Raw genomic sequence first — 23,400 nt, 5'->3', positions numbered from 1 at the left:
AATGCCGGATGATTTGTAGTAAAACTACACGCCGCCGGAACAACCTGTCGGCAATCCAAGAATTTTAAATCGTCTGCCCACAAGGCCAGTCGCAAACTCAGGCAACCGATTCTGGAAGCCTTTCCGCCCTGGAGCAAGCCATGCAAGACCTCGATCCCGTCGAAACCCAGGAATGGCTGGACGCCCTGGAATCGGTTCTCGACAAAGAAGGCGAAGACCGTGCTCACTATCTGATGACCCGTATGGGTGAACTGGCGACCCGCAGCGGTTCGCAGCTCCCTTACGCCATCACCACGCCTTACCGCAACACGATCCCCGTTACCCACGAAGCACGCATGCCTGGCGACCTGTTCATGGAACGCCGCATTCGCTCGCTGGTACGCTGGAACGCGATGGCCATGGTAATGCGTACGAACCTGAAAGATTCTGACCTGGGTGGTCACATCTCCAGCTTCGCTTCCAGTGCGACCCTGTACGACATCGGCTTCAACTACTTCTTCCAGGCCCCGACCGACGAACACGGCGGCGACCTGATCTACTTCCAGGGCCACACCTCGCCAGGCGTTTACGCCCGTGCATTCATGGAAGGCCGCATCACCGAAGACCAGATGAACAACTTCCGCCAGGAAGTCGACGGTCAGGGCCTGTCGTCCTACCCGCACCCTTGGCTGATGCCTGACTTCTGGCAGTTCCCGACCGTTTCGATGGGCCTGGGCCCGATCCAGGCGATCTACCAGGCTCGCTTCATGAAGTACCTGGAACACCGCGGTTTCATCCAGCCGGGCAAACAGAAAGTCTGGTGCTTCCTGGGCGACGGCGAGTGCGACGAACCGGAATCCCTGGGCGCCATTTCCCTGGCCGGCCGCGAGAAGCTGGACAACCTGATCTTCGTCATCAACTGCAACCTGCAGCGCCTCGACGGCCCGGTTCGCGGCAACGGCAAGATCATCCAGGAACTCGAAGGCGTGTTCCGCGGTGCTCAGTGGAACGTGACCAAAGTTATCTGGGGCCGTTTCTGGGATCCACTGCTGGCAAAAGACGTCGACGGCATCCTGCAACGTCGCATGGACGAAGTCATCGACGGCGAGTACCAGAACTACAAAGCCAAAGACGGCGCGTTCGTTCGTGAACACTTCTTCAACACGCCAGAACTCAAGGCGATGGTTGCTGATCTGTCCGACGACGAGATCTGGAAACTCAACCGTGGCGGCCACGACCCGTACAAGGTCTACGCGGCGTACCACGAAGCGGTCAACCACAAAGAACAACCGACCGTCATCCTGGCCAAGACCATCAAGGGTTACGGTACCGGTGCGGGCGAAGCGAAGAACACCGCGCACAACACCAAGAAAGTCGACGTCGACAGCCTGAAGCTGTTCCGCGACCGCTTCGACATCCCGGTGAAAGACGAAGAGCTGGAAAACCTGCCGTTCTTCAAGCCGGAGCCAAACAGCGCCGAAGCCCGTTACCTGGCCGAGCGTCGTGCCGCACTGGGCGGTTTCGTTCCTCAGCGTCGCGCACAAAGCTTCAGCGTACCGACCCCGGACCTGGACACCCTCAAGGCGATCCTCGACGGTTCCGGCGACCGTGAAATTTCCACCACCATGGCCTTCGTGCGGATCCTCGCGCAACTGGTCAAGGACAAGGAAATCGGCCCGCGCATCGTTCCGATCATCCCGGACGAAGCCCGTACCTTCGGTATGGAAGGCATGTTCCGTCAGCTGGGCATCTACTCGTCCGTCGGTCAGCTCTACGAGCCAGTCGATAAAGACCAGGTGATGTTCTACAAGGAAGACCAGAAAGGTCAGATCCTTGAAGAAGGCATCAACGAAGCAGGCGCCATGAGCTCCTTCATCGCCGCCGGTACTTCGTACTCCAGCCACAACCAGCCAATGCTGCCGTTCTACATCTTCTACTCGATGTTCGGCTTCCAGCGTATCGGCGATCTGGCATGGGCCGCTGGCGACAGCCGTACCCGTGGCTTCCTGATCGGCGGCACCGCCGGCCGTACCACCCTGAACGGTGAAGGCCTGCAGCACGAAGACGGTCACAGCCACCTGCTGGCTGCCACCATCCCGAACTGCCGCACCTACGATCCGACCTACGGCTACGAGCTGGCGGTGATCATTCAGGACGGCATGAAGAAGATGACCGAAGAGCAACAGGACATCTTCTATTACATCACCGTGATGAACGAGTCCTACCAGCAGCCAGCCATGCCGGCCGGTGCCGAAGAAGGCATCAAGAAAGGCATGTACCTGCTCGAAGAAGACACCCGCGACGCGGCGCACCACGTACAGCTGATGGGCTCCGGCACCATCCTGCGTGAAGTCCGTGAAGCGGCGAAGATCCTGCGTGAAGAGTTCAACATCGGCGCCGATGTGTGGAGCGTCACCAGCTTCAACGAACTGCGTCGCGACGGCCTGGCCGTAGAGCGCAGCAACCGTCTGAAACCTGGCCAGAAGCCTAAGCGCAGCTACGTCGAAGAATGCCTGAGCGGCCGTAAGGGTCCGGTCATCGCGTCTACCGACTACATGAAACTGTTCGCCGAGCAGATCCGTCAGTGGGTACCGTCCAAGGAATTCAAAGTCCTGGGCACCGACGGTTTCGGCCGCAGCGACAGCCGCAAGAAACTGCGTCATTTCTTCGAAGTCGACCGTCATTTCGTGGTGTTGGCAGCCCTGGAAGCACTGGCTGACCGTGGTGATATCGAACCTAAAGTCGTGGCCGAGGCCATCACCAAGTTCGGCATCGACCCGGAAAAACGCAACCCACTGGACTGCTGAGGAGAAACTCTGTGAGCGAACTCATTCGCGTACCTGACATCGGCAGCGGTGAAGGTGAAGTAATCGAACTGTTTGTGAAGGTCGGCGACCGTATCGAAGCCGACCAGAGCATCCTGACCCTGGAATCGGACAAGGCCAGCATGGAAGTGCCGGCCCCGAAGGCTGGCGTCATCAAGAGCCTGAAAGTGAAGCTGGGCGATCGCCTGAAAGAAGGCGACGAACTGCTGGAACTGGAAGTCGAGGGTGCCGCAGCTGCGGCCCCTGCTCCGGCTGCTGCGCCTGCCGCCAAGGCTGAAGCTGCACCGGCTGCCGCTCCTGCACCGGCTGCTCCAGCTGCTGCCCCTGCTGCCGCTTCGGTTCAGCAAGTGCACGTGCCGGACATCGGTTCTTCGGGCAAGGCCCAGATCATCGAGATCCAGGTCAAGGTCGGCGACACCGTCGAGGCTGATCAGTCGCTGATCACCCTGGAATCCGACAAGGCGAGCATGGAAATCCCGTCGCCTGCCGCTGGCGTGGTCAAGGCCATCAGCGTCAAGTTGAACGACGAAGTCGGCACCGGCGACCTGATCCTGGATCTGGAAGTGGCGGGTGCTGCGGCCCCTGCTGCTGCCGCTCCGGCCCAGGCTGCTGCTCCGGCCGCTGCGGCGGCACCAGCACCGGCCGCCGCGCCAGCTGCACCGGTTGCCGACAGCGTTCAGGACATCCACGTTCCGGACATCGGTTCGGCCGGCAAGGCCAAGATCATCGAAGTGCTGGTCAAGGCTGGCGACAGCGTTGAAGCCGACCAGTCGCTGATCACCCTGGAATCCGACAAGGCGAGCATGGAAATCCCGTCGCCTGCCGCTGGCGTGGTGGAAAGCGTTTCCATCAAGCTGGACGACGAAGTCGGCACCGGCGACCTGATCCTCAAGCTGAAAGTCAAAGGTGCCGCTCCAGCTGCTGCCCCGGCTCCAGCTGCCGCTGCTGCTCCGAGCGCTCCGGCGCCGGCCGCTGCTGCTGCTCCGGCTGCCGCTGCACCTGCTGCTGCCGCTCCGGTTGCTGCGCCAGCCAAGCCAGGCGCCAAAGTTCACGCCGGCCCTGCCGTGCGTCAACTGGCTCGCGAATTCGGCGTCGAGCTGAGCGCTGTCGGCGCCAGCGGTCCGCACGGTCGCATCCTGAAAGAAGACGTGCAGGTTTACGTCAAAGCCATGATGCAGAAGGCCAAGGAAGCACCGGCCGCTGCCGCTGGCGCAACCGGTGGCGCGGGCATCCCGCCGATTCCGGTCGTCGACTTCAGCCGTTTCGGCGAAATCGAAGAAGTGCCGATGACCCGCCTGATGCAGGTCGGTGCTGCCAACCTGCACCGCAGCTGGCTGAACGTGCCGCACGTAACGCAATTCGACTCGGCGGATATCACCGAGCTGGAAGCGTTCCGCACCGCACAGAAAGCTGTCGCAGAGAAGGCCGGCGTCAAGCTGACCATCCTGCCGCTGCTGCTCAAGTCCTGCGCGCACCTGCTCAAGGAACTGCCGGACTTCAACAGCTCGCTGGCACCAAGCGGCAAGGCGATCATCCGCAAGAAATACGTGAACATCGGCTTCGCCGTCGACACCCCGGATGGCCTGCTCGTACCGGTCATCAAGAACGTCGACCAGAAGAGCCTGCTGCAACTGGCCGCCGAGGCCGCTTCCCTGGCTGAAAAAGCCCGGACCAAGAAGCTCTCGTCGGACGAGATGCAAGGCGCCTGCTTCACCATTTCCAGCCTCGGCCACATTGGCGGCACCGGCTTCACGCCAATCGTCAACGCGCCGGAAGTGGCGATCCTCGGTGTTTCCAAGGCAACCATCCAGCCAGTCTGGGACGGCAAAGCCTTCCAGCCGAAACTGATGCTGCCACTGTCGCTGTCCTACGATCACCGTGTGATCAACGGCGCCGCTGCTGCACGCTTCACCAAGCGTCTGAGCGACCTGCTGGCGGACATCCGCACCATCCTGCTGTAAAGCGCTCGGCCCTCCGGCAACGGAGGGCCGACCGCGTTCCACGTTTTCGAGCGCCACACGCTCGTACCTCAACCCCGTCAGTTTGGCGGGGCTTTTTTTTGCCTGAAATAACTGTCGCCCGAACTTTTCCCACAACTTGCGCTGATATAAGCCACGACTCGAGTCCACTTCCTGTCGATATTTTTCAGCAACAGGCAACTAACCTTGGCGCATCAAAGTTGCACCAACCAGCCGGGTAACTTTATCAATCACCAACACTTATTCGAATGGACTCGAACATGCTGAAACCTACTGTCGGCCCGATCATTGGCTACACGACAACTAATCAGGTGCGGATCTTTATTCGCGGCGGACTGCAGCATAACGCTGCCGTATTTGCCGGCATTCGCTATCGGATATTGGATTCGAAACAATGGCAGACGGGCCAGTTTGTAAAACTGGATTCAACCCGCGACATGACTGAAGTGCTGGTGCTCGATCATTTGCAGGACGACACCGACTACGAATACCAGACCGGCTGGTTCAGCCCGATGAGTCCCGTCCACAGTGTGGATAGCGTGGCGGAGTTACCGCTGCAATGGCCACGGGAAACGTATCGCCTGCGCACCCGCAGCCATCAGCCCTTGCAGCCGCGCGCTTATATCCTCGGTTCCTGCCGCTACTTGCGCATGACCGCCGGCATCCCGGTTCTTCCGCATCTGGGCGACCGGATTTTCGCGTCGATCAGTCAATTGATCGAAGGCGCACAACCGGCGATCAGCGCCATCATGATGTGTGGCGATCAAATCTACGCTGATGATTTGAACCTGTTCGCACCGGATCGCGACTATGAAGAGTTCATCGCAAAGTATCGTACGGCGTTTTCCCTGCCCAATATTCGACGACTGATGTCGGAGACTTCGACTTACATGATTCTAGATGATCATGAAATAGAAGATAACTGGCCAATGAACGCCAACGAGTCCGATGAAATACTGTTCAGCAATGCGATGAAGGCTTACGAACTCTATCAAGTCAGTCATAGCCCGGCTTACTCCGCAACAACTAACGGCACAATCGACCGTACTTCACTGAAACACTACTGGTATCAATTCAGCGACGGCGATATCGAATGGTTTGTAACGGACAGTCGAACTCGCCGCAACTTGTCGGCCGAGAACCGCCGCATCCTCGATGAAGAACAGGAACAAGCCTTGTGCAATTGGCTGGTGAAGAGCCCGGCGAGGGTCAAGTTCGTGGTCACCAGTGTCATGTTCTACCCCGACCGCAAAATGAACGGCGATGATGCCTGGGCAGGCTTCCCCGAACAGCGCCTGCGCCTGCTGGAAACCATCCGCTGGCATCGGCTCAGGAACGTCGTGTTCATTTCCGGCGATGTGCATGGCTCGCTGACCAGTCGCCTGAGCCACAGCGAAGACCCGGACTTCGAGGTACACACCGTCGTATCTTCGCCGCTGAGCAACAGCAAATTGCTGCCCTACGCCACCGCCGCGACCTTCATGCTCGACCAGCCGCTGGCGCAGACCGAGGCAGGCGAATACCGGCACGAACTGACCAGCCAAGTCATCAGCCAGGACAACTTTGCGCACATGGTGGTCGAGGCCGGACGGATCCAGGTCAACTATCACGACCGGGATGGCAGGCACCTGCAATCCATCGATATTCCGCTGCGATGAAATCCAGCGGCACGACCGTTCCGGATGGCCGAAGGCTCTGGAACGGCCATCTCCGCGCTTGATAGCATTAGTTTCCGGCAAGTGCTGGAGAAATGTTCACTGCAGCCGACATATTCTTATAGCACTTGGCCTTCATGTCTCTTGTCAGTCGGTGCCGCAATGATGCAACCTTGCCGCAGGCAACAGTAAAGAGGGCGAGAGCCCGGCGCGTTCAGCAAATTTCCAAGCGAGTTCCCTTCATGAAGAGCCAACCCGATGCCGCCAGCCGTATGGTGGCCGAGGTAGTGACGCAGTTGCCTGTGCCCTCGCGGCTCGGCATGCTGCGTTTCGAGCGCCTGAATGAAGCCAGCTGGGCGATGCTGTTTCTCGATCCCAACTGTGAACGCCAGTTCGGCCAGCCCGCCGTCGAGCTCTGCGCCCTGGTCGGCTCGCCCTACGCCAGCCTGATGGAGCCCGAAGCGCGCTATCAACTGCATGATGCGATCCAGCAACAACTCGGCCAAAGCCCGCATTACCTGGTGCGCTATACCCTGCACACCGCCGCCGGCGCGTTGAGCATTCTTGAACTCGGTGAAGCCTACAAACAGCACAACCGCCACTTGCTGCGCGGTTACCTGCTGGCGGTCGACGATGTATTCGACGAAGCGCCGACGTTGCCCTCCGTCGATCTGGAAACCCAGAATTCACGCCTGCAAATCGCCCTTGAACTCAACCAGCGTGCCCAGCAGGAACAGCTGCAACATCTGGAGCGGGTGCGCGCCCAGCAGGACCTGATCCTGCTGCTGGCCCGCCAGCGTTACAGCAGCCAGAACTCCCTGCAAGAAGCCGCCGAACTGATTACCCGCTGCGCCTGCGATATCTACGAAATCGACTGCGCCAGTCTGTGGAACCTTGAAGGCCAGAAGCTGGTGCCGATCTCGGCGTACCACCGCGCCACCCAGGAATACATCCTGCCGGAGGTCATCGACGTCAGCGGCTTCCCCGATTACATGGACGCGTTGCACGGCAGCCGCGCCATCGACGCGCACAACGCGATGCGCGACCCGCGTACCCGGGAAATGGCCGAAGCCCTGCGCCCGCGTGACGTCAACGCCATGCTCGACGCCAGCATCCGCGTCGACGGCCAAGTGGTCGGCGTGCTGTGCCTGGAGCAGACCGGCGTCACCCGCGCCTGGCAGTCCGACGAAATCGCTTTTGCCGGTGAACTGGCCGACCAGTTCGCCCAGGTCATCAACAATCACAACCGCCGCACCGCCACCAGCGCGCTGCACCTGTTCCAGCGTGCGGTCGAGCAAAGCGCCAACGCCTTTTTGCTGGTCAACTGCGACGGCGTGGTCGAGTACGTCAACCCGAGCTTCACCGCGATCACCCAGTACACCACCGAGGAAGTCCACGGCCAGCGCCTCTCGGAATTGCCAGCCCTGGAAAACTTAAGCGAGCTGCTGTTCGACGCGCCGTCGGCGCTGGCCAAGAGCAACAGTTGGCAGGGCGAATTCAAGAGCCGCCGCAAGAACCTCGAACCCTACTGGGGCCAGTTGTCGATCTCCAAGGTCTACGGCGACAACCGTGAGCTGACGCACTACATCGGCATCTACGAAGACATCACCCAGACCAAACTGGCGCAGCAGCGCATCGAGCGCCTGGCCTACACCGACAACCTGACCAACCTCGGCAACCGGCCTGCATTTATCCGCAATCTGGATGAACGCTTCGCCCGGGATAGCGATACCCCGATCAGCCTGCTGCTGGTGGACATCGACAACTTCAAGCGGATCAACGACAGCCTCGGCCACCAGACCGGCGACAAACTGTTGATCAGCCTGGCCCGGCGCCTGCGTAACAGCCTGAGCCCGAGCGGCAGTCTGGCGCGGTTCGCCAGTAACGAGTTCGCAGTGTTGCTCGACGACACAGACCTTGCCACCGGGCAGCAGATCGCCAACCAATTGCTGGCGACTCTGGATAAACCGATGTTCGTCGACAACCAGTTGATCAGCGTCACCGGCTCCGTGGGCCTGGCCTGCGCGCCGCTGCACGGTCGCGACCCGCAGACCCTGATGCGCAACGCCGGCCTCGCTCTGCACAAGGCCAAGGCCAACGGCAAACATCAGGTTCAGGTGTTCACTGAAGCACTGAACGCCGAGGCCAGCTACAAACTGTTCGTCGAGAACAACCTGCGCCGGGCCCTGACCCAGAACGAGCTGGACGTGTTCTATCAGCCGAAGCTGTGCCTGCGCAGCGGTCGTCTGCTGGGCATGGAAGCGCTGCTGCGCTGGAACCACCCGGAACGCGGCATGATCCGCCCGGACCAGTTCATCAGCGTCGCCGAGGAAACCGGTCTGATCATTCCGATCGGCAAATGGATCGCCCGCCAGGCCTGCCGCATGAGCAAGGCGCTGACCGCCGCCGGCATGGGCAATCTGCAGGTGGCGATCAACCTGTCGCCCAAGCAGTTCTCCGACCCGGACCTGGTGGCCTCGATCGCCAACATCCTCAAGGAGGAAGCGCTGCCGGCCAATCTGCTGGAACTGGAACTGACCGAAGGCCTGCTGCTGGAAGCGACCGAAGACACCCACTTGCAGCTCGACCAGCTCAAGCGCCTGGGCCTGACCTTGGCGATGGACGACTTCGGCACCGGTTACTCGTCGCTCAGCTACCTGAAAAAATTCCCGATCGACATCATCAAGATCGATCGCAGCTTCATCCATGAAATCCCGGACAACCAGGACGATATGGAAATCACCTCCGCCGTGATCGCCATGGCCCACAACCTGAAACTCAAGGTCGTCGCCGAAGGCATCGAGACTGCCGAGCAACTGGCGTTCCTGCGTCGCCACCGCTGCGACGTCGGCCAGGGCTACCTGTTCGACCGGCCGATTCCGGGCGCCGAGCTGATCCAGGCGCTCAAGCGCTATCCGCGCGGCCCGCTCTGCCTGTAAATCCCAAGACAGTACCCGCACATTTTGCCTAGTGATTAACGGGGCATCATTGGGCACACTGGCGGTCAGACTTTTTACATCCCATCCTGACTGAGAGGAACGATCATGGTTCTGCGCTCGGAAATTCTGGTGAACAAAAACGTGCTACCGACTAAAGAACAAGCTCTGCCTGGCCGCGAAACCCCGATGGCCCTGCCTGAAAAACACTTTGTTTTCACCGAAACGCCGTTGCTGGGCCCGTTCTTTCAGGACGTCGACTTCGCGATTTTCGGCCTGGGCTGCTTCTGGGGTGCCGAGCGCCGCTTCTGGCAGCGTGAAGGCGTGGTCAGCACCGTGGTCGGTTACGCCGGCGGTTACACGCCGAACCCGACCTACGAAGAAGTCTGCTCGGGCCTGACCGGCCACGCTGAAGTGGTGCTGGTGGTGTTCGACAAGGCCAAGGTCAGCTACGAAGAGCTGCTGGCGATGTTCTGGGAATTGCACAACCCGACGCAGGGCATGCGCCAGGGCAATGACATCGGCACTCAGTACCGCTCGGTGATCTACGCGACCCATCCGGAACAACTGGATGCGGCGCTGAAGAGCAAAGCTGTTTATCAGGCTGAGCTGTCGAAGGCGGGTCTGGGTGAAATCAGCACCGAGATCGAACAGGCGCCGACCGTTTACTTCGCCGAGACCTATCACCAGCAGTATCTGGCGAAAAATCCGGAAGGCTACTGCGGGATTGGCGGCACGGGCGTTTGCATGCCGCCGAGTCTGGCGGGTAACTGACCGCGACCACTGATCGTTCCCACGCTCCGCGTGGGAACGATCGGTCAGCGATCAGCTCTCGGCGATCAACCAATCCATCTGCCACCCACCCTGGGTTTGCCCAAGCTTTTTGGACAGCCACGGCAGCAGCTCACGCAATTCTTCCTCCAGCCCCCACGGCGGATTGGCAATCGCCAAGCCGGAACCGTTCAGGCTGTTCGGCGTGTCCAGCGGATGCACCAGCAGCTCCACACGCAGCAGTTTCGGCGCACCGGTGCCGGCCAGATCCTGATAGAAACGACGCAATGCGCGCTGATCCTTCACCGGATACCAGATCGCAGCCACGGTCTGGCGCATCCGGCCAATGGCCTCTTTCATCGACGCCGCACAACGCTGCATTTCATCGAGCTGTTCGAACGGCGGATCAATCAGCATCACCGCGCGTTTCTCCTGCACCGGCAACATCGCTCGGGCCACATGCCAGCCCTCGCCCAGATGCACTTTCACCCGACGATCGCCGGCCATGTTCTCCTTGAGCTGCACGCCGTCTTCAGGGTGCTTCTCGTTGAGCATCACCCGGTCCTGCGGTCGGGTCAGACGCCGCGCCAGCTCCGGCGAGCCCGGGTAATAGCGCAGCTGGCCGTCCGGGTTCATCTCGTGCAGCACCTTCATATAGTCGGCGGTCAGCGCCGGCAGATCCGGCTGATCCCACAACCGCGCGATGCCTTCCAGGTACTCGCCGGTACGGTTGGCCTGATCACCCTGCAGGTCATACAGACCGATGCCGGCGTGGCTGTCGAGATAGGCAAACGGCTGCTCCTTGCGCGACATCAGGGCGATGAGGCGGGTCAAGGTCAGGTGTTTGAACACATCGGCGTGATTGCCGGCATGGAAGGCGTGACGATAATTCATGGCTGCTCCTGCGAGGGCCGTGAAGTTTACCTTTTACCGGGCGGCAAGTCAGGGGTTGGGGGCTGAGTGGGCGTTCCCGGCGCTACACTGGCCGCAACCACCTGACAGGAAGTCTGAAAATCATGTATTGCCGGATCATTGCCCTCCTTTGCCTGCCGGGCTCATTACACGCCTTCGCTGGCGAAGAACACACCGAACAGGCACGCCAGAATCTGAAGAACTACGGTTTGAGCTACTGCATCCTGGCGCCATTCAAAGAACAATCTGCACTGGAAAAAGACATCGGACTGTCCGCCGGAGCCTACTCGTTCATGGGCAAAGGCCTGCACACCATTGTTCAGAATGAGGACACGCTGGAGGTCACGCATGATCCGTATGCTGAGACTGAGAAATACATGGCTGGCGCCTACCTCAAAACATCCTCAACCAGCAAACAGACTAGTAAAAACATAGTGTTCTATTCTTGTCTGGAAATTTATAACTCGCCGGAATTTGACGCTTTCATCAAGTCGCAGGATCAGTATCTGCAAAACTGAAATCTTCTCGCCTGACTAAATGATCTTTCCAAAACGGATGTTGGAAAGGGGTGAGTGGGCAGTCTAGCTGTCGGGTACATCCGTGAGAGCTCCCTCACCCTAGCCCTCTCCCGGAGGGAGAGGGGACTGACCGAGGTGATCTTTCGGTTTGCATCGACCTGAAAAATCACCGCGACCTCAGCTTGGCCAAGCGAAGTTCACCACCGAAGTCGCAGGTCGGCGTACATGACCCAAACAACTCGGTCGGTCCCCTCTACCCTTGGGAGAGGGCTAGGGTGAGGGGTTGGGGATCTAAGGCCGGTCACGCAACCTGCGGCCAATCACATCCAAGACATCACAGCCGTCACGCAACGGAATCACGCAGAGCTGGGCGAAGTCGCTGAGGATGACCGAGTCGCACTCGACCGAGCCGCGCATGCACATGTTTTCCAGGACCTGGATTACCGCGCGGATTCGGTAGTTGGCGGCGTCCATCAGGATGTCGAGCGGGGCGTGGGTGTCGATGAACAGCGTGGGCATGTCGTTGCAGTTACTGGTCAGCGCCATGAGGCGGTTGTCGGGGTGGGGGATGAAGGGCTCGTAGGGTGGATCGGGTTTCAATGTTGGCACTGGAATCACTCCTAACGTATTGGGTGGAGCCGCCAACTCTCACTTCCACGCATTAGGTGGCGGCTGTACGCAGGTGTGGAAGACCGGGACGTTAGGCACCCGGCGCACTCGAAAGCGCCCCGCGCACAGCCACCAAAAACTCAAACGACAAAAACGCCTGACTGGTGCAGCTTGACGCGCCTAACGATAAAAGGGCTTCCACGCCCTGTCACCGAATTTGCGGTGACAGCCAAAGACTATCCCCGCACCACCGCGCCCACCAGTTCACGCAAACCGCCGCAACTCGCAGGAAACGTCCGAAGCCTTTGCCCGGAAATTTCACTCTGATTCGTCCCGCAAGTAGTCCAGCAGTGCCGAAGCCGACGATTCGTCCGACGCTGAAACCGCAAAAAACCTGACAACCTTGCAGCGCAAGACATCGGCGGGGAACGCTTCGAACAACGCCGGTTGCTCCTCGCTCAACCACTGCAAGGCGTTGTTGATCCGGGCATCTTCGCCGAATTGCGCCAGCAGTTTTTCCGGCACCGACCACCAAGGAAACTCTCGACCGGAGACCTGCGCTCTACCCCCTATCTCGACGGCCTGACCGTTGATCAATCCTCGCGTGAGGACCGGTAGTAGTTGCCCGGCATCCACCTCGGACGACTCAAGGATCGGCAACAAATACCGCCCATCCCAAAACCGGAAGAACACCACTTTCCCGTCCGGCATCAGCACCTGGGTCAAACTGCGAAAGTGCTCGACCACCGCCTCAAGCCCTGCTGAAGAAACCGCCAGCCAGCCCCAGTCGCGAGACTCCGTGGTCGCCACCCAATCCAGAAACTCACTGCCCGCGTCGACGATTCCCACGTAGGGCATCACCGCATCCCACTCGGCATAAATTGTTTCCACCCAGACCGGTTTCGGCATCTGCGCTTTCAGCGGCCAGGCCTTCAGTGGCTCTGCCGCACTGGCGCTACTGAAAATCGCGAACAACTGCTCCGACGGCTTCAGCGGCACATCCTTCAACCATTGTTCAGGCTGCACAGACACCACCCTTGCAGCGCTCGCATTCTTCGCAGAACGGCGCATCACCTTTAAGGCTCATGATTTGCGCCGCAGTCAGAATCACAGCCGGTGCCGCCACCAGTTTTTCCGGCAACCCCGGCACTGTCGGCGCCGCGCTCATCGCCGCCATTGGCGCGCCACCCACCACAATCGGCACGCTGCTGAAGATCCCGCCGGGGCCGATGTTGATCCACTGCCCGCCCGCCTGAATCGTCGCGCTCGCCCCGCCGTCGATCACCACTTGCTGGCCTGCGCTGACGTGGAATTGAGCACTGGCGTTGATCGCCTGATTGCTTACGCGGATGTGCCGGTCGCCGGTCACCGTGAGGTGGTCGTCCTGCTTCACTTCGGTCTGGCGCTGGCCGTGGGTGATGCGCTGCTCATCGGCTTTCAGTTCATGCTTGGCGAGACCGGTCACAACGACGCTGCGCTGGTTATCGACCTGCACCTGCTGATCGTTCAGCACATGCTGCGTCCAGTTTCGCTGGGCCCGCAGGTAGATTTCCTCGGCGCCTTTGCGATCCTCGATGCGCAGTTCGTTGTAGCCCCCACCGCCGGGACTGCTCTGGCTGCGGAAAATACTGCGGGTCTTGTCGGCCGGCAGGTCCAGCGGCACTGGCGTCGCGGCGTTCGGCAGGCAAGCCATGACCAGCGGTTTGTCGGCATCGGAATCGATGAACCCCACCAGCACTTCCATGCCGACCCGCGGAATCAGCACGCTGCCATAACGGTCATGAGCCCAGCCGCTGGCGACCCGCAGCCAGCAACTGGAATGCTCGTTGAGTTCGCCGTCGCGATCCCAGGCCAGTTGCACCTTGACCCGACCGTACTCGTCGCAATGGATTTCACTGTCTTGCGGACCAGTGACCACGGCTGGCTGATAACCGAGCATCCGAGGTTTTTCCGGGCCCATCGGCGGGCGGAAGAACACGTCCCACGGTGTGGCGAGAAAGGTATTACGGTAACCCTGGAATTCGTCACCCTCGCTGGTCACCGATTCCTCCAGCACTTGCGGCTGTCGGCCATGGTGCTCGATTGCGGTCAGCAGCCAGAGGTCATTCAGATCCTGGCGCGGATGCTCGGCCAGTTGCAGGAAATGTCCGCTGACCAAGGCAGATTGATCGCTGCGCCCCTCGGCCTGACGGTAATCGGCGACATGCCGCTCAAGCGTGCGCTGGGCCAGTTGCTTGCCAGTGGCGCGATCGGTGAACTGGCCGGGAAAGTGGTAATCCTCCAGCACCGGGCGCTGGTCGCTTTCCACCCAGCTCTGCAGCGCCAGCCGCGGTTTGGTGAAGTCGTAATCACGCCGGGTGACCACGCTGGTGCGGGTTTCCACTCGAACGGTGAAGCGCTTGATTGCCGGTGCCGATGCAGCCATGCCGCTGCCCGGCAGGTACAGCGTCGGCTCGGCCAGACGTGGGAACACCGTTTGATCGTCACCGAACACCAACAGATGCCCGTCCGGGCTGTGCTGAAAGTGGAAGTGAATGCCGACTTCGGCACACAGGCGCTGGATGAACGCCAGATCGCTCTCGGCGTACTGCACGCAATACTCACGCGGCGGGTAATCGCTGCCGAGGCGAAATTCGAAGGCGTCGCGCAGGATCGCGTGATCCTTGAGGATCTGCGTCACAATCTGCGGCACGCTTTGATGCTGGAAGATCCGCTGATTGATCCGATGACCCAGATAGGCCAGACGCGGAACGAGGCTGACGTGATAGCGGGTCAGACGCTTGCCGGAATCCCCCTGCCCGACCCGATAGATCTGACCGTGGATACCGGAACCGTCTTCATCAAAACTCAGAAACGCCTGACAGTGCAGCAGGCTTTCCAGATCCAGATCCGGCCGTTCACTGACCAGCTCCAGGTCAAAGCGAAAGGGTTGGCTGATGGCTTCCTTGCCCGTGAACTCAAGGACTTTGAGGTCAAACAGGGCGCCTTCGACGGTCAACGTGAAACGCGGTTGATTGGCAGGCGCGAACATCCGATGTCTCTCTGCAGATTGAGGGCGGGCGATTCTGCATGAGGGGCAAGGGGTGCAGGTTGGGTGACTGAAAAATCAGATTTCCCCTACTTGAAACTTCGATCTCCCCTTCAAGAATTGGCGCATTCGACTACAGACTTTGCCTTCAGAAAAATCGCAGGCAAAAAAAACGGCCCGCTTCCTGGTAGGAAACGGGCCGCTTTCTGGTGAGCCTCAGCTCATTTCCATCACTTGTTCAGATGGAAATCCTTCTCGGCCGCTTCAAAGCGCTGAACCATGCCGGCGCTCGGCTGGCCCATCAGGCTGACGAAGTAGATCGCCAGGCTGGCGAAGATGAAGCCAGGGATGATTTCGTACAGACCCAGCAGTTCGAAATGCTTCCACACGATCACGGTGATCGCGCCGACCAGGATGCCCGCCAGTGCGCCGTCACGGGTCATCTTTTTCCAGATCACCGAGATCAGCACCACAGGACCGAAGGCCGCACCGAAACCAGCCCAGGCGTAGGACACCAGACCCAGCACGCGGTTTTCCGGGTTGGCAGCCAGGGCGATAGCAACCAGCGCAACCAGCAGCACCATGGCGCGACCAACCCATACCAGCTCCACTTGCGAAGCGGATTTACGCAGGAAAGCCTTGTAGAAGTCTTCGGTCAGGGCGCTCGAGCACACCAGCAACTGACAGCTCAGGGTGCTCATTACTGCCGCGAGAATCGCCGACAACAGCACGCCTGCAATCCACGGGTTAAAGAGGATTTTCGCCAGTTCAATGAACACGCGCTCGTGGTTTTCGGTCACTGGACCGGCCACTTCCGGGTGCGCCGAGAAGTAAGCGATACCGAAGAAGCCCACCGCCACGGTGCCGCCCAGGCACAGGATCATCCAGGTCATGGAGATGCGACGGGCGTTGGCGATGGATTTCACCGAATCAGCGGCCATGAAACGCGCCAGGATGTGCGGCTGACCGAAGTAGCCCAGACCCCAACCCATCAGCGAGATGATGCCGATGAAAGTGGTGCCCTTGAGCATGTCGAAGTTGCTCGGGTCCTGCGCTTCGATCGCCAGGAACGTGGTGTCGACGCCGCCGGTGGCCAGCAGCACGATGATCGGCGTCAGCAGCAGGGCGAAGATCATCAGGGTTGCCTGTACGGTATCGGTCCAGCTGACTGCGAGGAAACCGCCGACGAAGGTGTAGGCGATCGTCGCCGCAGCACCGGCCCACAGCGCGGTCTCGTAGGACATGCCGAAAGTGCTTTCGAACAGACGGGCACCGGCCACGATGCCGGATGCGCAGTAGATGGTGAAGAACACCAGAATCACTACCGCCGAAATGATGCGCAGCAGACCGCTCTTGTCTTCGAAACGGCTGGAGAAGTAGTCCGGCAGAGTCAGTGCATCGCCGTTGTGCTCGGTCTGAACACGCAGACGACCGGCGACGAACAGCCAGTTCAGGTAGGCACCGACGATCAGGCCGATGGCGATCCAGCTTTCGGACAGGCCAGACATGTAGATGGCGCCCGGCAGGCCCATCAGCAACCAGCCGCTCATGTCGGAAGCGCCGGCGGACAATGCCGTCACCACGCTGCCCAGGCTGCGGCCGCCCAGAATATAGTCAGAAAGGTTATTGGTGGAGCGATAGGCCATGAAGCCGATCAGCACCATTGCTGCGATGTAGATCACGAACGTGATCAGGGTTGGATTGCTTGCGCTCATTACGTACGTGCCCTGGCTTTGTTTTTATGTAGCGGCGGCGGTTGCACCGTTTGCAGACTGACGCCTGACAGACGAATCGCACGGCCGCGCATTTATGACCAATGTTTCCCCAGGAAAGCCATTGGCCGGTGCACCGGGTTTCCCCGGTTGCACCTTGGGCGCGAATCCTATGCAACAAAGCAAAACAGGTGCAACCAGTTTCTTGGGAATTAGTTGCACCCAGTCGGATTTATCTTACGGAAGTGGCTTTTTGCTCCTTTTTAACGCAGTCGCAGAGCTTTTCTAGAAGCAAAAGCACCAAGCAAGAGCAGCACTTTCGTACCAGAAATTATTTCCTGACGAGCTGCAGAATATTCCGACAAAAAAGGGTTGCACCCGGTTGCACCTGTTTCGGCTCGCGGCTAATCTTGCCGCCAGCTGTTGTCGCGCAACTGCGGCACCTATGAGGATAAAAATATGGCTACCACCACCCTTGGGGTCAAACTTGACGACCCGACCCGCGAACGCCTGAAGGCCGCCGCAACCTCGATTGATCGCACACCGCACTGGCTGATCAAGCAGGCAATTTTCAATTACCTGGAAAAACTCGAGGGTGGTGCAACCCTGACCGAGCTGAACGGTTTGACCGCCAAGGACGCCGACGACGCGGGCGAAGTCCACACCGATCACGCTCACCAATGCTTCCTCGAATTCGCCGAAAGCATCCTGCCGCAGTCGGTGCTGCGCGCCTCGATCACCGCCGCTTACCGTCGCCCTGAACCGGAAGTGGTACCGATGCTGATCGAGCAGGCTCGCCTGCCGGCGCCGATGGCCGAAGCCACCAACAAACTCGCCGCAACCATCGCGGAAAAACTGCGTAACCAGAAGAGTGCCGGCGGTCGTGCAGGCATTGTTCAGGGCCTGCTGCAGGAATTCTCCCTGTCGTCCCAGGAAGGCGTGGCGCTGATGTGCCTGGCCGAAGCGCTGCTGCGTATCCCGGACAAGGGGACTCGCGATGCGCTGATCCGCGACAAGATCAGCACCGGCAACTGGCAGCCGCACCTGGGCAACAGCCCGTCGCTGTTCGTCAACGCGGCGACCTGGGGCCTGCTGCTGACCGGCAAACTGGTTTCCACTCACAACGAAGCCGGCCTGACTTCGTCCCTGAGCCGCATCATCGGCAAGAGCGGCGAGCCGATGATCCGCAAGGGCGTCGACATGGCCATGCGCCTGATGGGCGAGCAGTTCGTGACCGGCGAAACCATCGCCGAAGCCCTGGCCAATGCGAGCAAGTTCGAAGCCAAAGGCTTCCGCTATTCCTACGACATGCTCGGTGAAGCGGCGCTGACCGAACACGACGCCCAGAAGTACCTGGCCTCGTACGAACAAGCCATTCACTCGATCGGCAAAGCGTCCCACGGCCGCGGGATTTATGAAGGCCCGGGCATCTCGATCAAGCTGTCGGCCCTGCACCCGCGTTACAGCCGCGCCCAGTACGAGCGCGTAATGGACGAGCTGTACCCGCGCCTGCTGTCGCTGACCCTGCTGGCCAAGCAATACGACATCGGCCTGAACATCGACGCCGAAGAAGCCGACCGCCTGGAGCTGTCGCTGGATCTGCTCGAGCGCCTGTGCTTCGAGCCGCAACTGACCGGCTGGAACGGCATCGGTTTCGTGATCCAGGCCTACCAGAAGCGTTGCCCGTACGTGATCGACTATGTGATCGACCTGGCTCGCCGCAGCCGTCATCGCCTGATGATCCGTCTGGTGAAAGGCGCGTACTGGGACAGCGAAATCAAGCGCGCTCAGGTCGAAGGCCTGGAAGGCTATCCGGTCTACACCCGCAAGGTGTACACCGACGTTTCCTACATCGCCTGCGCCCGCAAACTGCTGTCGGTGCCGGAAGTCATCTACCCGCAATTCGCCACGCACAACGCCCACACCCTGTCGGCGATTTATCACATTGCCGGTCAGAACTATTATCCGGGCCAGTACGAGTTCCAGTGCCTGCACGGCATGGGCGAACCGTTGTACGAGCAGGTTGTAGGCAAAGTCTCCGAAGGCAAGCTGAACCGTCCATGCCGTGTGTACGCTCCGGTCGGCACCCACGAAACCCTGCTGGCGTACCTCGTACGTCGTCTGCTGGAAAACGGCGCCAACACCTCGTTCGTCAACCGCATCGCCGACCAGTCGATTTCGATTCAGGAACTGGTCGCCGATCCGGTTGCACAGATCGAGCAGATGGCGACCGTGGAAGGTGGTTTCGGCCTGCCGCACCCGCGCATTCCGCTGCCGCGTGACCTGTACGGTTCCGAGCGTGCCAACTCTGCCGGCATCGACATGGCCAACGAACATCGTCTGGCTTCGCTGTCCTGTGCCCTGCTGGCGACCGCGCACAACAACTGGAAAGCTGCGCCGATGCTCGGTTGCGCCTCCAGCAACGAAGCGCCGGCACCGGTGCTGAACCCGTCCGATCTGCGTGACGTGGTCGGCCATGTGCAGGAAGCCACGGTCGAAGACGTCGACAACGCAATCCAATGCGCCCTGAACGCCGCACCGATCTGGCAGGCCACCCCGCCGGCCGAACGTGCCGCGATTCTGGAACGTGCCGCTGATTTGATGGAAGGCGAGATCCAGCCGCTGATGGGCCTGCTGGCCCGCGAAGCCGGCAAGACCTTCGCCAACGCCATCGCCGAAGTCCGCGAAGCCGTCGACTTCCTGCGTTACTACGCGGTGCAGGCACGCAACGACTTCAGCAACGACGCCCACCGCCCACTGGGCCCGGTGGTCTGCATCAGCCCGTGGAACTTCCCGCTGGCGATCTTCAGCGGTCAGGTCGCCGCCGCACTGGCCGCCGGTAACCCGGTGCTGGCCAAACCGGCCGAACAGACTCCGCTGGTCGCCGCACAAGCCGTGCGTCTGATGCTCGAAGCCGGGATTCCGGAAGGCGTGCTGCAACTGCTGCCGGGTCGCGGTGAAACCGTCGGCGCCGGTCTGGTGGGCGATGAGCGCGTCAAAGGCGTGATGTTCACCGGCTCCACCGAAGTCGCCCGCCTGCTGCAACGCAACATCGCCGGCCGCCTCGACAACCAAGGCCGTCCAATTCCGCTGATCGCCGAAACTGGCGGCCAGAACGCGATGATCGTCGACTCTTCGGCACTGACCGAACAGGTGGTGATCGACGTGGTGTCGTCGGCCTTCGACAGCGCCGGTCAGCGTTGCTCGGCCCTGCGTGTTCTGTGCTTGCAGGAAGATTCCGCTGATCGCGTCATCGAAATGCTCAAAGGCGCGATGGCTGAAAGCCGTCTCGGCAACCCGGAGCGCCTGTCCGTGGACATCGGCCCGGTGATCGACGCCGAAGCCAAGGCTGGTATCGAGAAGCACATCCAGGGCATGCGCGACAAAGGTCGCAACGTGTACCAGGTGGCCATCGCCGATACCGAAGAAGTGAAACGTGGCACCTTCGTGATGCCGACCCTGATCGAGCTGGAAAGCTTCGACGAGCTGCAACGCGAGATCTTCGGCCCGGTGCTGCACGTGGTGCGCTACAAGCGTAAAGAGATCGACCAGTTGATCGCCCAGATCAACGCCTCCGGTTACGGCCTGACCCTCGGCGTGCACACCCGCATCGACGAGACCATCGCCAAGGTGATCGACAACGTCAACGCCGGCAACGTCTACGTCAACCGCAACATCGTCGGTGCCGTGGTCGGCGTCCAGCCGTTCGGTGGTGAAGGCCTGTCGGGTACTGGCCCGAAAGCCGGTGGCCCGCTGTACCTGTACCGTCTGCTGTCGACGCGTCCTACCGATGCCATCGAACAATCCTTCGCTCGCGGTGATGCTGCCGTGGCACCGGACGTTCGTCTGCGCGACGCCATGAGCAAACCGCTGACCGCCCTGAAAGCCTGGGCCGACAGCAATAAGTTCGCCGACCTGAGCACCCTGTGCGTGCAGTACGCGGCGCAGTCGCAAAGCGGTATCACCCGCGTACTGGCCGGCCCGACCGGCGAGAAGAACAGCTACGCGATCCTGCCGCGCGAGCACGTGCTGTGCCTGGCTGACATCGAAGGTGATCTGCTGACCCAACTCGCGGCGGTACTGGCGGTGGGCGGTTCGGCGGTCTGGCCGGAATCCGACACCAGCAAGGCATTGTTCGCACGCCTGCCGAAGGAGATTCAGGCGCGGATCAAACTGGTTTCCGACTGGAACAAGGACGACGTGGTGTTCGATGCGGTTCTGCATCACGGCCACTCCGACCAGTTGCGTGCGGTCTGCCAGCAGATCGCCAAACGTGCTGGCGCCATTGTTGGAGTCCAGGGTCTGTCCCAGGGCGAGACCAACATTGCGCTGGAGCGTCTGGTGATCGAGCGCGCGTTGAGCGTCAACACTGCGGCAGCGGGCGGTAACGCCAGCCTGATGACCATCGGATAAAAGCAGCTGCAAGCTTCGAGCGACAAGCTGCAAGTAAAAGCAAACTGCTCTTACTTGCGGCTTGAAGCTTGTAACTTGTGCCGCCCCATCACCCTTATCTATCTTCCTTTCCCCTTTTTATAAGCCTCCCTAGACTGCGGCATACTTTATTTAAGGTAGGCCGCCATGTCCGAGACGCTGCTCAGTTCCCGCAATCTGGCTTTCGAGCTGTACGAAGTCCTCGATGCCGAGGGCCTGACCCGGCGCGAGCGATTTGCCGAGCACAACCGCGAAACCTTCGACGCCGCCATCGGCACGGCACGCAACATTGCCGAGAAGTACTTCGCACCGCACAACCGCAAGGGCGACGAAAACGAGCCGCGCTACGAGAACGGTCAGGCGATTCTGATTCCCGAGGTGAAACCGGCGGTGGATGCCTTCCTCGAGGCTGGATTCCTCAACGCGGCGCGCAGTTTCGACGCTGGCGGCATGCAACTTCCTACACTGCTGTCCCAGGCCTGCTTCGCTCACTTTCAGTCAGCGAACGCGGCTTCTACTTCCTATCCGTTCCTGACCATGGGCGCGGCCAACCTGATCGAAAGTTTCGGCACCGAAGAGCAGAAGCAACGTTTCCTGCAACCGATGATCGACGGCCGCTTCTTCGGCACCATGGCCCTGACCGAACCCCATGCCGGGTCGTCGCTGTCGGATATTCGTACACGTGCAGAGCCTGCGTCCGACGGCACCTATCGCCTCAAGGGCAACAAGATCTTCATTTCCGGCGGCGATCACCCACTCTCGGAAAACATCGTGCACATGGTGCTGGCCAAACTGCCGGACGCGCCGGCCGGGGTGAAGGGTATTTCGCTGTTTATCGTGCCCAAATTCCTGGTCAACGATGACGGCAGTCTCGGCAAACGCAACGACGTGTTGCTGGCCGGGCTGTTCCACAAGATGGGCTGGCGCGGCACGACGTCCACCGCGCTGAACTTCGGCGATAACGGCGAGTGCGTCGGCTATCTGGTAAGCAAGCCGCATCACGGCTTGAGCTACATGTTCCAGATGATGAACGAGGCGCGGATCGGTGTCGGCATGGGCGCGGTGATGCTCGGTTACGCCGGTTACCTGTACTCGCTGGAATACGCCCGCGAACGGCCGCAGGGTCGGGTGCCGGACAGCAAGGACCCGACGACGGCGCCGGTGGCGATCATTCAGCACGCGGACGTCAGACGCATGCTGCTGACACAGAAATCCTACGTTGAAGGGGCGTTCGATCTCGGTCTGTATGCGGCGCGCCTGTTCGATGACACCACCACGCTGGAGACCGAAGCCGAGCGCAAACAGGCGCATGAACTGCTGGATTTGCTGACGCCGATCGTCAAATCCTGGCCGTCCGAGTTCTGCCTGAAGGCCAACGAACTGGCGATCCAGATTCTCGGCGGCCACGGTTACACCCGCGAATACCCGGTGGAGCAGTACTACCGCGACAATCGCCTGAACCCGATCCACGAAGGCACTCACGGCATTCAGTCGCTGGACTTGCTGGGACGCAAACTGGCGCAGAACGGTGGTGCCGGGCTCAAGCAACTGATTCGCCTGATCGCCAACACCGCCGAGCGCGCAGTCGCGTACGAATCGTTGACCGCACTGCGTGAGCCGTTGGAGAAACTGGTCGCGCGCCTGCAGACGGTGACCATCGGTCTGCTGACCGACCTGGCTCAGGGCAAGGTCAACAGCAGTCTGGCGAATTCGGCGCTGTACCTGAAGGTATTCGGGCATGCAGTGATAGGCTGGCGCTGGCTGGAGCAGGCGATTCGGGCCGAGGAAGGGTTGGCCAAGGGGAATGTGGCGGATGCCGACTTCTATAAGGGCAAGTTGCAGGCGGCGCGTTATTTTCTGACGTGGGAAGTGCCGGGGTGCCAGCATGAGCTGGCGTTGCTGGAGGCGCGGGATGATACGTGTCTGGTAATGCAGGATGCGTGGTTCTAAAGCCGGCCCTCACCCCAACCCTCCCGAAACGTCGGACCGCCCGGAGGGAGAGGGAGCCGACCGAGGTGTCTTGCGCGTTACATCGACCTGAACCA

At 60.5% G+C, this 23,400-nt stretch carries 13 protein-coding genes; 8 read left to right on the top strand and 5 right to left on the bottom strand.

The genetic code is table 11. The features are described 5' to 3' along the window. Window positions 1–140: 140 nt before the first annotated feature. The 5 genes from aceE (at window position 141) to msrA (ending at window position 10,148) form a co-directional block, all read left to right on the top strand. On the top strand, window positions 141–2,786 hold the full coding sequence (gene aceE, locus C1X29_RS04535) for a pyruvate dehydrogenase (acetyl-transferring), homodimeric type (protein WP_011332129.1): 2,646 nt from the start codon (window positions 141–143) through the stop codon (window positions 2,784–2,786). Between the two features lie 11 nt (window positions 2,787–2,797). After that, window positions 2,798–4,765: a dihydrolipoyllysine-residue acetyltransferase gene (aceF, locus tag C1X29_RS04530; RefSeq protein ID WP_102686817.1), complete on the top strand. Its 1,968-nt coding sequence runs from the start codon at window positions 2,798–2,800 to the stop codon at window positions 4,763–4,765. A 278-nt stretch (window positions 4,766–5,043) separates the two neighbouring features. After that, window positions 5,044–6,441 (top strand): alkaline phosphatase D family protein, encoded by a 1,398-nt coding sequence (locus C1X29_RS04525; RefSeq protein WP_102686818.1) that lies wholly within the window; start codon window positions 5,044–5,046, stop codon window positions 6,439–6,441. 239 nt (window positions 6,442–6,680) lie between these two features. Further along, the gene (locus C1X29_RS04520; RefSeq protein ID WP_102686819.1) at window positions 6,681–9,377 is read left to right on the top strand and encodes a bifunctional diguanylate cyclase/phosphodiesterase; all 2,697 of its coding nucleotides are present in this window, start codon (window positions 6,681–6,683) and stop codon (window positions 9,375–9,377) included. A gap of 105 nt (window positions 9,378–9,482) precedes the next feature. Beyond that, the gene (gene msrA, locus C1X29_RS04515; RefSeq protein ID WP_102716943.1) at window positions 9,483–10,148 is read left to right on the top strand and encodes a peptide-methionine (S)-S-oxide reductase MsrA; all 666 of its coding nucleotides are present in this window, start codon (window positions 9,483–9,485) and stop codon (window positions 10,146–10,148) included. A 51-nt stretch (window positions 10,149–10,199) separates the two neighbouring features. Here the strand turns inward: msrA and C1X29_RS04510 are convergent, their stop codons facing one another. Continuing rightward, a complete protein-coding gene (locus C1X29_RS04510; protein WP_085746455.1) occupies window positions 10,200–11,039 on the bottom strand; it encodes a 23S rRNA (adenine(2030)-N(6))-methyltransferase RlmJ in 840 nt (279 codons plus the stop codon). A gap of 122 nt (window positions 11,040–11,161) precedes the next feature. Here C1X29_RS04510 and C1X29_RS04505 point away from each other — a divergent pair, with 122 nt between their 5' ends. Next, window positions 11,162–11,575, top strand: a complete 414-nt coding sequence (locus tag C1X29_RS04505) for a hypothetical protein (protein ID WP_102686820.1) — start codon at window positions 11,162–11,164, stop codon at window positions 11,573–11,575. Between the two features lie 291 nt (window positions 11,576–11,866). On the opposite strand, the gene C1X29_RS04500 is transcribed toward C1X29_RS04505, so the two are convergent. The 4 genes from C1X29_RS04500 to putP all read right to left on the bottom strand — a co-directional run bounded on the left by C1X29_RS04500 (window position 11,867) and on the right by putP (window position 16,927). Beyond that, window positions 11,867–12,184 (bottom strand): hypothetical protein, encoded by a 318-nt coding sequence (locus C1X29_RS04500; RefSeq protein WP_102716942.1) that lies wholly within the window; start codon window positions 12,182–12,184, stop codon window positions 11,867–11,869. A gap of 318 nt (window positions 12,185–12,502) precedes the next feature. Then, entirely contained in the window at window positions 12,503–13,255 is a 753-nt protein-coding gene (locus C1X29_RS04495) for a DUF4123 domain-containing protein (RefSeq protein ID WP_102716941.1), read from the bottom strand. After that, window positions 13,200–15,215 (bottom strand): type VI secretion system tip protein VgrG, encoded by a 2,016-nt coding sequence (locus C1X29_RS04490; protein WP_085746451.1) that lies wholly within the window; start codon window positions 15,213–15,215, stop codon window positions 13,200–13,202. Before C1X29_RS04490 ends, C1X29_RS04495 begins: the two co-directional genes overlap by 56 nt. 227 nt (window positions 15,216–15,442) lie before the next feature. Next, window positions 15,443–16,927, bottom strand: coding sequence for a sodium/proline symporter PutP (gene putP / locus C1X29_RS04485; protein ID WP_102716940.1), 1,485 nt, complete (start codon window positions 16,925–16,927; stop codon window positions 15,443–15,445). A gap of 456 nt (window positions 16,928–17,383) precedes the next feature. Between putP and putA the strand changes: the two genes are divergently transcribed. Together putA and C1X29_RS04475 are read left to right on the top strand one after the other, a co-directional pair. Further along, the gene (putA, locus tag C1X29_RS04480) at window positions 17,384–21,337 is read left to right on the top strand and encodes a trifunctional transcriptional regulator/proline dehydrogenase/L-glutamate gamma-semialdehyde dehydrogenase (RefSeq protein ID WP_102716939.1); all 3,954 of its coding nucleotides are present in this window, start codon (window positions 17,384–17,386) and stop codon (window positions 21,335–21,337) included. Between the two features lie 165 nt (window positions 21,338–21,502). Next, entirely contained in the window at window positions 21,503–23,305 is a 1,803-nt protein-coding gene (locus C1X29_RS04475; RefSeq protein WP_102716938.1) for an acyl-CoA dehydrogenase, read from the top strand. Window positions 23,306–23,400 lie beyond the last annotated feature (95 nt).

Origin of the sequence: Pseudomonas sp. GW456-12-10-14-LB2, assembly GCF_002884345.1 — a bacterium.
Taxonomy (GTDB): Bacteria; Pseudomonadota; Gammaproteobacteria; order Pseudomonadales; family Pseudomonadaceae; genus Aquipseudomonas; species Aquipseudomonas paraglycinae.
The sequence above is the reverse complement of the archived record's forward strand: the minus strand, read 5'-3'. Positions and strand labels throughout refer to the sequence as shown.

What these genes read in the sequence shown, in the direction of transcription:
- aceE (WP_011332129.1), top strand. Translation starts at nt 141, where the DNA reads ATGCAAGACCTCGATCCCGTCGAAACCCAGGAATGGCTGGACGCCCTG.
- C1X29_RS04525 (WP_102686818.1), top strand. Translation starts at nt 5,044, where the DNA reads ATGCTGAAACCTACTGTCGGCCCGATCATTGGCTACACGACAACTAAT.
- C1X29_RS04520 (WP_102686819.1), top strand. Translation starts at nt 6,681, where the DNA reads ATGAAGAGCCAACCCGATGCCGCCAGCCGTATGGTGGCCGAGGTAGTG.
- msrA (WP_102716943.1), top strand. Translation starts at nt 9,483, where the DNA reads ATGGTTCTGCGCTCGGAAATTCTGGTGAACAAAAACGTGCTACCGACT.
- C1X29_RS04510 (WP_085746455.1), bottom strand. Translation starts at nt 11,039, where the DNA reads ATGAATTATCGTCACGCCTTCCATGCCGGCAATCACGCCGATGTGTTC.
- C1X29_RS04505 (WP_102686820.1), top strand. Translation starts at nt 11,162, where the DNA reads ATGTATTGCCGGATCATTGCCCTCCTTTGCCTGCCGGGCTCATTACAC.
- C1X29_RS04495 (WP_102716941.1), bottom strand. Translation starts at nt 13,255, where the DNA reads ATGCGCCGTTCTGCGAAGAATGCGAGCGCTGCAAGGGTGGTGTCTGTG.
- C1X29_RS04490 (WP_085746451.1), bottom strand. Translation starts at nt 15,215, where the DNA reads ATGTTCGCGCCTGCCAATCAACCGCGTTTCACGTTGACCGTCGAAGGC.
- putP (WP_102716940.1), bottom strand. Translation starts at nt 16,927, where the DNA reads ATGAGCGCAAGCAATCCAACCCTGATCACGTTCGTGATCTACATCGCA.
- putA (WP_102716939.1), top strand. Translation starts at nt 17,384, where the DNA reads ATGGCTACCACCACCCTTGGGGTCAAACTTGACGACCCGACCCGCGAA.
- C1X29_RS04475 (WP_102716938.1), top strand. Translation starts at nt 21,503, where the DNA reads ATGTCCGAGACGCTGCTCAGTTCCCGCAATCTGGCTTTCGAGCTGTAC.